The sequence below is a fragment of the Natronoflexus pectinivorans genome, from assembly GCF_004345615.1.
GTDB lineage: Bacteria > Bacteroidota > Bacteroidia > Bacteroidales > Marinilabiliaceae > Natronoflexus > Natronoflexus pectinivorans.
Map to the genome: position 1 here is coordinate 13,253 of NZ_SLWK01000001.1, position 14,288 is coordinate 27,540.

Consider the following 14,288-nt stretch of genomic DNA (forward strand, 5'->3'; position numbering starts at 1 on the left):
AGAAACCCGGTTCTATATTATGAAATCAAACCTTTAAACTGAAATTGGGAATTTGGATAAAATTGTTAAATTGCAAAATAACAAAAGCGAGACAAATTGCTTTGCCCCGCCTTAAATGTTTTCACAACGGAATAATCCTTATTGTGAATTGCTTCAAATTGTATAACAATATTACAAAATCAAAATATAAATTCAAAAAATAAATTCCTCCAATGGCTTTAAGTTGTTTGGAGAATACCATAAAATTGTTTGTTATGAAAAAAGTTTTAGGTCTTGATTTAGGAACAAATTCTATTGGCTGGGCATTGATTGAAGGAAGTTTTGAAGAAAAAAAAGGTAAAATACTGGGATTAGGAAGCAGAATAATACCAATGAGCCAGGATATTATTGGAGACTTTGGAAAAGGGAACTCTGTTTCCCAAACAGCAGAAAGAACAGCCTACAGAAGCGTTAGAAGACTAAGGGAACGACACTTGCTTCGTAGAGAAAGAATACACCGTGTATTAAATATTTTGAAGTTTTTACCTGAACATTACGCAAAACAAATTGATTTTAAAGAAAAACTAGGACAGTTTATCCCTGGTACGGAACCAAAATTAGCCTTCAACATAAATCGTTTCATCTTTATTGATTCCTTTAATGAAATGGTAGAAGACTTTCGTAATAAACAACCAGACTTGCTAATAAACGAAAATGGAAAGCCAAGATTAATTCCCTACGACTGGACGATCTACTATTTAAGAAAAAAAGCACTCACGCAAAAAATTAAAAAAGAAGAACTTGCCTGGATAATATTGAATTTTAACCAAAAAAGAGGGTATTATCAATTGAGGGGTGAAGAAGAGGAAGAAAATAAAAATAAGTTGGTTGAATTCTATTCGCTAAAAGTGGTTGATGTTGTAGCTGATGAAAAGCCGAATAGCAAAGGTGAAGTTTGGTATTCATTGCATCTTAATAACGGCTGGATTTATCGTCGTTCAAGTAAGACACCTCTATATGACTGGAAGAATAAAACTCGTGATTTTATTGTAACCACAGACTTAAATGATGATGGTAGTGTTAAAACCGATAAAGAAGGTGCAGAGAAGCGTAGCTTTCGGGCTCCGAAAGAAGATGACTGGACTCTTTTGAAAAAGAAAACGGAAAAAGAAATCAATAATTCATCTGAAACTGTTGGTTCCTATATCTACGAAAACTTACTAATCGACCCATCCCAAAAAATTAAAGGAGATTTAGTTAAAACCATTGAGCGCAAGTTTTACAAAGATGAATTAGAACAGATTCTAAATAAGCAAAAAGATTTCCACCCGGAACTAAAAAACGAAAACCTATACTACGATTCAATCAGAGAACTTTACCGAAACAATGAAGGTCACCAGCTTAATTTGAAAACAAAGGATTTTGTTCATCTTATTGTAGAAGATATTATTTTTTACCAACGACCATTGCGAAGCCAAAAATCAACCATTAGCAATTGTCCTTTAGAATATAGAACATACAAACATAACGGAGAAACCAAAAAGAAACACCTCAAAGCCATTCCTAAATCCCACCCCCTTTATCAGGAATTCAGGGTTTGGCAATGGATGTATAATTTAAAAATATACCGAAAAGATGATGATTTTGAGGTGACAAATCTATTTATAAAATCAACAGAGGACTATGAAAACCTGTTTGATTTTCTGATGCAACAAAAAGAAGCAGACCATAAAACAATTCTAAAATACTTTTTAAGTGCCGAAGGTTTGAAAGGCAAAGCATTGAATTCTGAAATTGCGAAATACAGGTGGAACTATGTTTACGACTCTGTTAAGGATGAATCAAAAAAGTATCCCTGCAACGAAACTGGATACGATATAAGAAGCCGATTAAAAAAAGTTGATGACATTACCCCTGAATTTCTCACCAAAGAGAAAGAAATTAGTTTATGGCACATCATATATTCAGTCACCGATAAAAAGGATTATGAAAAAGCATTAAAATCTTATGCAACTAAAAATGAACTGGAAATTGAATCTTTTGTAGAAGCATTTTTAAAATTCCCTCCATTTAAAAGTGATTATGGAAGTTACTCTGAAAAGGCAATAAAAAGACTTCTGCCATTAATGCGGATAGGAAAATATTGGGAATGGGATAATATTGACATAAGAACCCGCGAACGCATCAATAAATTTATTACCGGAGAGTATGACGAAAATATAAAAGACAAAGTACGAGAAAAAGCAATAAAACTGGAAAAAGAAGATGATTTCCAAGGCCTACAACTTTGGCTTGCAGGCTACGTTGTTTATGATCGGCATTCTGAAGCCGGTGATGTAGCAAAATGGAATTCGGTGGATGAAATGGATAAATTTATCAGTCAATTTAAACAACACTCATTACGCAATCCAATTGTTGAACAAGTAGTTACTGAAACGCTAAGAGTAGTGAGAGATATTTGGCAACATTATGGTAACGGAGAAAAGAATTTCTTTAATGAGATTCATGTTGAATTGGGTCGTGATTTGAAAAACAATGCAGAAGAACGAAAAAGACTAACGACAATTGTTTCTGAGAACGAAAACACCAATCAAAGGATTAAAGCCTTACTGATTGAAATGATGAACGACAGCTCCGTTGAGAATGTGCGTCCATACTCTCCCGTGCAACAGGAAATTTTAAAAATTTATGAGGATGGCGTATTAAACTCTGATATTGAAATTGAAGACGACATCCAGAAAATAAGCAAGAAAGCAGAACCAACAAAATCAGAATTACAACGCTACAAACTCTGGCTCGAACAGAAGTACCGGTCGCCGTACACCGGACAAATCATTCCTTTGAACAAATTATTTACTCCGGAATATGAGATTGAACATGTCATTCCACAAAGTCGGTACTTTGACGATGGTTTTACGAACAAAGTTATTTGCGAAGCAGCGGTAAATAAACTTAAGGACAATCAACTGGGGTTAGAATTTATTAAAAATCATTATGGACAGAAGGTTTCAATAGGCTTTGGAAAAGAAGTTGAAGTTTTCACGGAATCGCAATATAAAGAATTTGTAGATAAGCACTATGCAAAAAGCCCGGGCAAACGGAACAAATTGCTTCTGGAAGAAATTCCGGAAAAGATGATTCTAAGGCAGCTGAATGACTCCCGCTATATAAGCAAATACATCTGTTCAATTTTATCTAATATTGTGCGTGAAGAAAACAACGATGATGGCATAAATTCCAAGAATCTACTTCCCGGTAACGGGAAAGTTACGAATCAATTAAAACAGGACTGGGGTTTAAACGATGTTTGGAATGAGTTGATTTTACCCCGCTTCGAAAGAATGAACGCCATTACCAAGAGCGAACTTTTCACTACCTATAGTAAAAATCATCAAAAAAAGTTGCCTTCTGTACCACACGAATATAGCAAGGGTTTCAACAAAAAACGTATAGATCACAGACATCATGCTGTTGACGCATTAATCATTGCATGTGCAACCAGAGACCACATAAACCTATTAAGTAATAAGCATGCAAAATCAAAAGAACGATTTGATTTAAACAGAAAACTAAGGAATTACGAAAAAAGAGTTTTTATAAGAGACGGTGAACGTGTAGAAAAAGAAGTCCCCGTCAACTTCATAAAGCCCTGGTCAAATTTTACCGTTGACGCGAAAACTTCATTAGAAAAAATGGTGGTTAGCTTTAAGCTTAATCAACGTATAATAAATAAAGCAACCAACCGCTATCAGAAATGGGTAGTTAAGAACGGTAAAAAGACCAAAGAATTGGTTGAGCAGGAAGGTCAAAATTGGGCCGTAAGAAAACCCATGCACAAAGAAACCGTATCCGGGAAGGTTCATTTAAACAATGTAAAAGTACCAAAAGATAAGATACTAACTGCAACACGTAAAAACATTGATCCTTCATTTAATCATAAAACGATAAAATCAATTACCGATAAAGGGATACAAGCGATTTTAGATAATTACCTCACCAGCAGAGGCAATAATTCTGAACTGGCCTTTTCACCTGAAGGACTTGAAGAATTAAATAATAATATACGGCACTTTAATAATGGAAAAAATCACCACCCGATTTATAAAGTTCGGGTATATGAAGTGGGTAGTAAATTCAAGCTGGGCGAAAACGGAAATAAAAAGGACAAATATGTGGAAGCTGCAAAAGGAACCAACCTCTTCTTTACTGTTTACGAAGACGAAAACGGAAAAAGAAATTATGAAACCATCCCCTTAAACGAAGTCATTGAACATCAAAAATGGAGAGCCACGCTTTCAAAAGAGGAACAAGCTGAAACACCAATGATACCGGTAAAAAACGACAGGGGGAAATTTCTATTCAGCCTGTCGCCAAACGATCTGGTATATGTACCCGACGAAGATGAAGATATCAGCACAATAGATCTTAAAAATCCATCGAAAGAACAGGCTGAAAGGATTTATAAGATGGTTAGCTCTTCAGGAAGCCAATGTTTCTTCATAAAACATGAGGTTGCTAATTCGATTGTGAATAAAATTGAGTATTCAACGTTAAACAAAATGGAAAGAGACATAAATGGAATAATGATAAAAGATAAATGTATAAAACTAAATGTGGATAGGTTAGGCAATATCCAGTAAAAACCTTACTTTCAAGACAGCTAATTTTATACTGAGTGCTTCACTTGCAGTGAAGCACTCAGTTCAAAATAAACGACCAACCTCATCAATATAACCCCCTTGATTTTTTTATAGAAAGCCAGAACTATAATCTCTGAAATTAAGGGAAAAAATCGCAACAAAACTTTAGCAAAGACAACTACCCCTTCTATCTAAACAATCCTATATCAACACATTATCATTACGCGGATAATTTTATCTGATGCCTTATTTCAAATCACTTTCGTTTGATTTCAAGGGCGAATCGGAGCCTTCGAATAAAATATATTCCATTGTCTGTAATTGTGTTTAAAAGCATCTTTTATAACCCTTTGCCGAATTCCTGCGTATCAGAAATTACAGCATAAGAACATATAACTTCTTATGGTTATTTGAACGCAGTAACTTAAAAATGGTATATAAAACCATTGACGACTGATTTTGAGTTTTTCCGTGCAAATTGATCATCGGATAACTTGAAATCATCCGATGAACAATAAACGCCATGATAAAAAAAACTCTCTACTTTGGAAATCCCGTCTATTTAAGCACCCGCAACGAGCAGCTGGTTATCAACTTTCCCGATGCCAAGGGACTTGATAATGAATCAGGGAAAAACACCATCCCCATTGAAGACATTGGAATGGTTATAACGGATCACAAACAGATTACCATTACCCACGCTCTGATTCAGAAGCTTTTGGCCAACAATTGTGCCGTTGTAACCTGCGATAACTCACACATGCCACATGGACTTTTGTTAACGCTTAGCGGAAATTCAGTTCAGACTGAAAGATATGAGCAACAGATCAAAGCATCCATTCCGTTAAAGAAACAGTTGTGGCAACAAACCATTAAATGTAAAATCAGTAACCAAAGCACCCTATTGTCCCGGTTAAGAGGAATCAGAACAGATAACATGCAACACTGGGCATCCAGCGTGACATCCGGCGACAGTGAAAACCATGAGGCGAGAGCAGCAGCGTTCTACTGGGCAAATTTCTTTCCCATTGATGGTTTCAAAAGAGGACGCGAAGAGGAGCCACCTAACAATCTTCTGAATTACGGTTATGCCATTTTGCGGGCAATTATTGCACGTTCGCTTGTTTCCAGCGGACTGATGCCAACTTTAGGCATTCATCATCATAACCGATACAATGCCTATTGCCTGGCAGATGACATCATGGAGCCGTACCGACCGTTTGTGGATAAAATAGTTTATAACATTGTGGATTCCGGCATTGATTATACGCAACTATCCAAAGAGGTGAAGTGGCAACTGCTGAGCATACCACAAACCGATGTGATGATTAATGACAAACGAAGCCCTTTGATGATTGCTGCTTCTCAAACCACGGCATCGCTCTTTAATTGTTTCGAAGGCAGCGCCAGAAGAATTGCTTATCCAAAATTTACCGAAACATGAACCGATTAAATGAATTCAGAGTTATGTGGGTAATGGTACTGTTTGATTTGCCAACAGAGACAAAAAAAGACCGGAAAATATCCGGCGATTTCAGAAAAAAAATGTTGAAAGATGGATTCGTGATGTTTCAATTCTCCATCTACTTGAGGCACTGCCCCAGCCGCGAAAATGCAGAAGTACATATTAAACGGGTAAAAAAAATGCTGCCGCCCAAGGGACATGTTGGCATTTTAAGAATTACCGACAAACAGTTTGGCGACATGGAACTGTTTATGGGAAAAGAGCCGGATAAAAAAGAGACGCCATATCTGCAACTGGAGCTTTTTTAACGTAGCTCTTAAATTTAAGGTCGCTCAATTTGTCATCGACTCAACAAATCATGCAACAAAAAAAGTCCGGTGGCCGGACTTTTTTTGCATTTCGCAACAGCTCATTTTTTTATCCTAAATATTGGCACAAACAACTCAATGACAACCCTTTGAATAGAGGTCTGCTGTTACCAATATGTCAAAGATACAATTTGAAAGCAATTCACAACTGCCAAAAGAAGTTTCCAGTACCTCTGTTAGCTGTTACCAATATGTCAAAGATACAATTTGAAAGCAATTCACAACGCTGAAATATGCAGTCCGTCCCCAGTAGTCGCTGTTACCAATATGTCAAAGATACAATTTGAAAGCAATTCACAACTCGCCCTGCCGTTCTGCGAAAATTGAAGGGGCTGTTACCAATATGTCAAAGATACAATTTGAAAGCAATTCACAACTCAAATCGCTTTTCCCATAATCCGTAGTTTGCTGTTACCAATATGTCAAAGATACAATTTGAAAGCAATTCACAACTACGGCAACGAGAGTTTACCGTCAAACGTTGCTGTTACCAATATGTCAAAGATACAATTTGAAAGCAATTCACAACGCCTACTCGCAAATCGGTTATATTGCTGCGCTGTTACCAATATGTCAAAGATACAATTTGAAAGCAATTCACAACTGTTTTAAATTCACTGATTTCTTCTTTAAGGCTGTTACCAATATGTCAAAGATACAATTTGAAAGCAATTCACAACAGATTTTGATAAGAACTATTTTTCTGTGACGCTGTTACCAATATGTCAAAGATACAATTTGAAAGCAATTCACAACAGGGAGGTGTTTTATACACAGAAAACTATGCTGTTACCAATATGTCAAAGATACAATTTGAAAGCAATTCACAACCTCCTGCTGATACTGTATCAGCAGAGCAGAGCTGTTACCAATATGTCAAAGATACAATTTGAAAGCAATTCACAACGCGCTCTAAAAACAAAATATCAATTTAAAGCTGTTACCAATATGTCAAAGATACAATTTGAAAGCAATTCACAACGCCATAATTAAAGCATTTAAACGGTTTAATGCTGTTACCAATATGTCAAAGATACAATTTGAAAGCAATTCACAACATTAGACGCTCAGAACCCGAATAAAGTCAGCTGTTACCAATATGTCAAAGATACAATTTGAAAGCAATTCACAACCCGGCTTAGAATCTGTTACTAATTGGGATAGCTGTTACCAATATGTCAAAGATACAATTTGAAAGCAATTCACAACACAATCCCGGCAAATGACAAGTCTGAAATAGCTGTTACCAATATGTCAAAGATACAATTTGAAAGCAATTCACAACAGGTAAATGGACTTGAAGAAAGTATCGAAGGCTGTTACCAATATGTCAAAGATACAATTTGAAAGCAATTCACAACACCGGTAATGAGGTAGATTTATTCATGTTGGCTGTTACCAATATGTCAAAGATACAATTTGAATTGGAGCGAAGCGGAAATCGGTGGAGCCAAAGCAATTCACAACTGCCTAATAGGTAATATAGCAAAGACATAGTTTCCTGCTAAACTGACTTTAATAATTTATTTGTATATATTTGAAGTGTTACTGGGGATGCGTCCCCGGGAAGCCGTAAAACGGTAATTATAAATATAATTACCGTTTTGCCTTTCTAATTAAAGACTGTTAATCAAGACTTCCCTGTTTCCTTGAATACCACTAATTTGAGAATACCAGCAAATTATAAATATAATCAAAGTTTCCCTTTAAAACACATTAATCATCTTGAGACTGTTTCAAAATATATTGAATTAATCATCAAAGCTGAATTTAACAGATACATCATTTTTTGCAATTTTGGTCTGTATTCGATGTGCAGCTGGTGAATTCAAATTGAATTTTCGGCTCGTGTTACAAATAAATATCAGCCATTAATCAAAGGATTTGAGCAGTTCATCATTTTAAAATTGATTCAAACATCTAAATTGTAGTAACTTGCAATAACAACAACACCCCCATTGATCGCATGATCATTTTTTTTTACTCTTTTTCGGTATTTCGGTACTGTTTTGAATTTTATATTAACTTAAAACATCAGTTATGAAAACAATTTTTACTCTTCTATTGCTATTTATTATAGCTTCAAGTTCCCTGGCGGGAGGTATAATTCTAGAACAGGCCAATGTTCGGGAAACTTCTCTCGATGTGAGTAGCGAACAGATAGTAGCTGAAATTCCTATGGAATTTGATGAACCCGGGAAAGTTGTGGTTCGTTTTGACGGGGTAGCTAACACATCAGAAGGTGACCGAATAATACTTGCTGCAAGCAATACCGGTGTGTTTGGAATCAATAACGGACATGTATCGGTACAGGCAACAGATGCAAACAACAACCGGAATAGTTTTTCGCATACCATGGTATATGATGTGGGTGAAGGTAGCTACACATTTTACGCCTCGGTGATGCAAAGTGTTGTGCAGAATGCAGGAAGCGGCATTGTTTCTGTTTACGGAAGTCTGACTGCAAAATACATTCCATCATCATCTCCCGTAATTTTGCATAATAGGGAAATAGCCGAAACGCTGATTGATGTAAGTGAGACAGTTGCATTTGCCGAAGTTACGCTAAACGCTTCTGAATCCGGACGGGTTAAAGTCCGATTTGATGGAACTGCTATTTCATCACATGGTGATGAAATTTTGCTGGCAGCTAATGACAGAATTGACTGGGAAGTAAATAATGGACATGTAGCGGCTCACGCTACCAGTGAAAGTGTAACACGGAGCAGTTTTTCTCATACAAGGGTGTTTGATGTCGACCCAGGGGAGCACACATTTTATGCAACAGGGACACAAAGCATAGTTTTTAATGATGGAGACGGAATTGCAACTATTTACGGAGCATTAACAGTCGAATTCATCCCAAATAGTTATGCGCATCAGATTATTTATCATGAAGACATTAATCTAACCCATGCAGACGTAAGTGAAGCATTGCTTATTGCATCGCAAATTGATATGGATGCCATTGCAGATGGCAAATTGCTGGCCAACTTTGATGGATTCGCAGTAATATCGCCGGGAGACCGAATCATTCTTGCAGCCAGCGACCGTCCTGACTGGGACACTAATGAAGGTAATATTTCATTAAGAGTTGCTGCCGGAACACTTAACACTCATTCCTTCTCCCATTCCAGGCTCTACAACATTCAAGGAGGAGACAATTCCTTTTATGCTGTAGCAGAAAGGTTTATTGGTGAAGCGAATGGTTCCGGACTGGTATCCATTTATGGAAGGCTAACTCTGACCTATATTCCTGAAATCATCGAAGAGTGTGTGGAACCAGATCAAAGTCAAAACAACCCTGTAGGAGGAATTATGCTATCCCATAACATACCCAGATGGCAGGAATTCATACCAACGTTGAATAAACTACGCCGTGTTGACTTATATATTGATCCTGCCGGAAGTGCAGGAGGTCTGGAGCTTCAGATTACAAACATTAACAATGAAGTATTGGGAACAGCATCAATTAGTGAAGAGCATCTCGTATATGGATGGAACGAATTCCATTTAGCAGAGGAAGTCATACTCATTCCGGGTAATGCGTACAGAATAAACTTAACCACAACCATTGCCGTTACGGGGCCCTCCGACAGACACTTTTGGTATGGATCCAACACAGGTGATTACCCGGATGGACTGGCAGATCCAAATGATCAAATGCCAAATTTTTCTTATTCGTTTAGAACTTTTGGATGCATGATTGACGTCCCCAACTTCATCCCTCAAACAAAAGAAAGCACCATTACAATTTACCCAAATCCAGCATCAGAAAACATTGTTGTGTCTAACATAACTAAACCTTCTACAGTAAGTATTTACTCAATTGCCGGTGAACTTATACACTCAGGGTTCGCAGATTCTATTTCAGTAACTTTGAATGTTTCGTCCTACCCCGATGGAATATATATTCTTACAATTCAAAACAATAACACCATCGTCAATAAGAAATTTTTAATTAAGAATCGATAATCACAATCAAAGTAAATCATTAATTGAAATCAGCAAGCTGTTTCCATATGAATGGAAACAGCTTGCTACATTTGTACCAAAAAATTACTAAATTGACATCCAATAATGTTTCAAATATAATTATAGCATATCAAAACCTAAATTATGAAACCAACCATCATCTATCTAAAACTAGAAAAGGGAGAATTAATCTATCGTGATTCACAAAATAATTCAGGTAGAACAATAACTACTCATCTTGCTCCCGGCAGCAGAGTTATATGGAAACTAGACAAATGTCCGGACATTTCTGAAATCAACCAGATAACTATTGAAGGGGATACTAGCATATTAAAAACAAAACCTCACAAAATTGATTTTGACTTATGGGAAGCTGAAGGTGCTGATAGAGGGGACGGAGAAATTTCGTACAAAGTAGAGGTAACAAAATGTGCAGAAGAAACGGCATTTAATGAAATAATAAGAAGCGAACCAAAACCACCAACCCTGAGAATGCCGTAATAATATTACAAGTTTCCTTGAGGTTGCATCAAACAACCTTTGCCCAACTCATGTCAAACACAATAACAGGCTATCATGTTTAGACAACCCATAATTCTTGCGATGTTTCTCAGCCTTACTTTTATATGTTATGGCAGAAATCGGGTTGCTGTAGATAGTTGTCTGCAAATTCTCAACAGTCAAACAAATCTGTCTATTGATGAACAAAGTCGGCTAATACTGAAGATCATCCAAAATTCAGATTATGAAGATCCGTTTTTTGATTATACATCACAGCTTCGGGAAATAGCAGAAAAATCAGGTGATACTTATTACTTATTTTATTCCTGGTACGAAGAAGGTCAGGCTCTCATAAACAAGGGAAGTTACGAAGATGCCACATCGCATTTAATCAAAAGTCTTGAAATAGCCAGAGAGAATAACTTAATTGAAGAAACCGGACTAGCCAAATATGCTTTGAGTGTAGTTTTCTATACAACGAATAATCATGAGGCTGCCATCAGGTATATTAAAGATGCCATAAACATATACTCAAAACTGGATCAGAGCCATCATTTCCTTGGAGGGAGCTACTATCAATTAGGGAATATCTACCTTGTTTTAAAAGAGCCCGATTCTGCGCTCTACAACTATCATCTTGCCAGTCAACATTTCGATCCTGATATTGCTCCACATGCATTTGCGTATATCCAGGGCAATATTGGAACAATTCATTTTCAACAGAATAGAACAGATTCAGCCAGAGCAAACCTCAATAAAGCGATCAGTATCCTCTCTGAGTTGAATGATTATTTAGCGCTTGTTCCGTTGCTAATTTATAACAGTCAAAATGAGATTATATCCGGAAATAATCAGAAGGCCTTAAAACTAGCAAATGATGCCATGAAGCATGCCAGAGTTGCAAAAAGTGCAGAGAGAAAAAGAGATGCATATAAAAATATGGCTAAGATATATTTTGAAAATCATGATTTTCAAAATGCCTACATGAATCTTATTCGTTATATGCACCTAAGCGATAGCATCATTAATCTTGAAACAATAACAGAAATGGCCAACCTACGTACCGATTATGAAATCGGCCTAAAACAGGCAGAAGTTGACCAACTGATTGTTACAAACCGCTATGCAAGCCGCATTATTTTGCTGGTTACATTCACTCTTATTCTGGTAACATTTTTCCTGTTTGTAATTTGGCGACAAAATCGTCAGAAAAACTTGCTTAATCTGGAACTGCGCCAGAAGGCCGATGAACTGATCATAAACAAACGGGAGTTGGAAATTTCAAACCAATCCAAAGACAAACTTTTTTCTATTCTTGCACATGATTTGAGAGGACCTGTAGGTGCCATCACTTCTCTCTCCCGATATTTGCTTGAGGCATTAAACAATAACAACATGAAAGATGCTAAAGAAATAGCCTTCTCCATGTCAGACGCTTCAAAACAAGTTACATTTCTTCTTAATAATCTGCTTCACTGGAGTATTAGTCAACAAAATATATATCTGCCAGTAAAGAAGCCATTAAACATGACCGACCTTGTTACACATATCATCCAGTTGTATAAACCAACAGCCATAGAGAAAGATATAGAGATTACTTACTCAAGCCCCTACTTTGAAATAATTGCAGAAACCGACACCAATTGTTGGGCTACAATAATCAGGAACCTGTTGAACAACGCAATTAAATTTACCGAAAAAGGGGGCACCATCAACATCAGTCTTAATCATCACTCAGGAAAGCTATGGCTGGAAGTAAAGGATAGTGGCATTGGGATGACCAAAAGTCAGATTGACTCATTATTTAAACCAGACAGCATAAAAAGTTCATGGGGTACAATGAACGAAAAAGGTCAGGGATTGGGTTTGATTCTTGTTCATGATTTTGTGACCATTAATAAGGGCACGATAGAAGTAGATAGTAAACCAAATCATGGAACTGTTTTTGTAGTAGCCATCCCCGCAGACCTACTGAAAAAAGGGGAAAACTCTGAAATAATCACCAACGTAAAAAAATAAATGCAATTGTTCATGGAAATCACTCTGATCATCATTCTACTTTTCATCCTGATCATTTTTCAAATCATCATTCTCATCCGCAAGCCAAATAAAACCGATGCTGTTCTTGACCCGTTTCAGGATCTGCTTAAAAAACTACAAAATGAGAGCCGATCGGAGTTGGCCACCTCTCTTTTACAGAACCGGGAAGAACTGGCCAACAATCTGGAAAGGCTCTCGCTGAGGCTGGAGCAGCGTCTTTCAAAAATGCAGGAGAGTAACGACAAATCAGCCTGGCTGGCAAGAGAGGAGATGACAAGAGGATTCAATGTTTTTCGGGAATCATTTACTGCCAGCGTTAATGAATTTAACACTCTTCAAAAACAAAAATTTGAGGAGATGACTAAAAGACAGGACGCACTGGTTCAATCCACAGAGAAGAAACTGGAGGAGATGCGCATCACTGTTGACGAAAAGCTGCATAAAACCCTTGAAGAAAGACTGTCTCAGTCGTTCAAGCAGGTGAGTGAACGTCTGGAAGCTGTGCAAAAAGGATTGGGAGAGATGCAAACCCTGGCCAGTGGAGTTGGCGACTTGAAAAAAGTACTGACCAATGTAAAAACACGAGGTGTTCTGGGTGAAATACAATTGGGAAACATTCTGGAACAAATTATGGCTCCGGAACAATACGAATCCAATGTAAGAATCGTGCCCAACTCGGCCGACCATGTGGAGTATGCCATAAAACTTCCGGGCAAGGATCATTCCGGCACGCCGGTTTATTTACCCATAGATGCCAAGTTCCCGCAGGAAGATTACCTGCGACTTTACGAAGCCTATGAACAGGCAGATAAAAACATCATTGAGGCTGAAACCCGCAACCTGGTTGCGGCTATTAAGAAGAGTGCAAAGGATATACGTGATAAATACATTCACCCGCCTTACACCACCGATTTTGCAATTATGTTTTTACCTGTGGAGGGATTGTATGCAGAAATAGTGCGACAACCTGCGCTCATAACTCAATTGCAAAGCGAGTACAAAGTCATCATAACCGGCCCCACCACCCTGGCAGCCATGCTCAACAGTCTGCAAATGGGATTTAAAACCCTTGCCATTCAAAAACGAAGCAGTGAAGTGTGGGAAGTACTGGCATCGGTGAAGAAGCAGTTCGGAGAGTTTGGGAAGGTTCTGAAAAAGGCCCAGGATCGTATTCGTCAGGCCAATGATGAAATAGAGACACTGGTTACCACCCGCACCAATGTGATGATGAGTAAGCTAAAAAACATAGATGCACTCCCGCAGGAAACCAAAACAGAAACTGAGGAGGGAACTACAGATGAGATAAATATTTAAAAGCCA

The 14,288-nt window shown here is 37.4% G+C and carries 7 protein-coding genes and 1 CRISPR repeat array; all 7 genes read left to right on the plus strand.

Annotation, left to right across the window (positions count from 1 at the left end):
* Positions 1–254 precede the first annotated feature (254 nt).
* On the plus strand, positions 255–4,619 hold the full coding sequence (cas9, locus tag EV194_RS00070) for a type II CRISPR RNA-guided endonuclease Cas9 (RefSeq protein ID WP_132430856.1): 4,365 nt from the start codon (positions 255–257) through the stop codon (positions 4,617–4,619).
* A 523-nt stretch (positions 4,620–5,142) separates the two neighbouring features.
* The gene (cas1, locus tag EV194_RS00075; RefSeq protein WP_132430858.1) at positions 5,143–6,063 is read left to right on the plus strand and encodes a type II CRISPR-associated endonuclease Cas1; all 921 of its coding nucleotides are present in this window, start codon (positions 5,143–5,145) and stop codon (positions 6,061–6,063) included.
* Positions 6,060–6,392: a CRISPR-associated endonuclease Cas2 gene (gene cas2 / locus EV194_RS00080; protein WP_132430860.1), complete on the plus strand. Its 333-nt coding sequence runs from the start codon at positions 6,060–6,062 to the stop codon at positions 6,390–6,392. Before cas1 ends, cas2 begins: the two co-directional genes overlap by 4 nt.
* 163 nt (positions 6,393–6,555) lie before the next feature.
* Positions 6,556–7,813: direct repeats of the CRISPR family, unit length 46 nt; unit sequence GCTGTTACCAATATGTCAAAGATACAATTTGAAAGCAATTCACAAC.
* Positions 7,814–8,492: 679 nt separating this feature from the next.
* Entirely contained in the window at positions 8,493–10,427 is a 1,935-nt protein-coding gene (locus tag EV194_RS00085; protein ID WP_132430862.1) for a T9SS type A sorting domain-containing protein, read from the plus strand.
* Positions 10,428–10,571: 144 nt separating this feature from the next.
* Positions 10,572–10,928 carry a hypothetical protein gene (locus EV194_RS00090; RefSeq protein WP_132430864.1) on the plus strand — a complete coding sequence of 119 codons (357 nt, stop codon included), beginning with the start codon at positions 10,572–10,574 and terminating at the stop codon, positions 10,926–10,928.
* A 75-nt stretch (positions 10,929–11,003) separates the two neighbouring features.
* Complete coding sequence (locus EV194_RS00095; RefSeq protein WP_132430866.1) at positions 11,004–12,947, plus strand: tetratricopeptide repeat-containing sensor histidine kinase; 1,944 nt, start codon at positions 11,004–11,006, stop codon at positions 12,945–12,947.
* Between the two features lie 12 nt (positions 12,948–12,959).
* Positions 12,960–14,282: a DNA recombination protein RmuC gene (locus tag EV194_RS00100; protein ID WP_243699276.1), complete on the plus strand. Its 1,323-nt coding sequence runs from the start codon at positions 12,960–12,962 to the stop codon at positions 14,280–14,282.
* Positions 14,283–14,288 lie beyond the last annotated feature (6 nt).

Bases quoted from the DNA above. Each gene is read 5' to 3' on its own strand.
- cas9 (WP_132430856.1), top strand. From the start codon at position 255: ATGAAAAAAGTTTTAGGTCTTGATTTAGGAACAAATTCTATTGGCTGG.
- cas1 (WP_132430858.1), top strand. From the start codon at position 5,143: ATGATAAAAAAAACTCTCTACTTTGGAAATCCCGTCTATTTAAGCACC.
- cas2 (WP_132430860.1), top strand. From the start codon at position 6,060: ATGAACCGATTAAATGAATTCAGAGTTATGTGGGTAATGGTACTGTTT.
- EV194_RS00085 (WP_132430862.1), top strand. From the start codon at position 8,493: ATGAAAACAATTTTTACTCTTCTATTGCTATTTATTATAGCTTCAAGT.
- EV194_RS00090 (WP_132430864.1), top strand. From the start codon at position 10,572: ATGAAACCAACCATCATCTATCTAAAACTAGAAAAGGGAGAATTAATC.
- EV194_RS00095 (WP_132430866.1), top strand. From the start codon at position 11,004: ATGTTTAGACAACCCATAATTCTTGCGATGTTTCTCAGCCTTACTTTT.
- EV194_RS00100 (WP_243699276.1), top strand. From the start codon at position 12,960: ATGGAAATCACTCTGATCATCATTCTACTTTTCATCCTGATCATTTTT.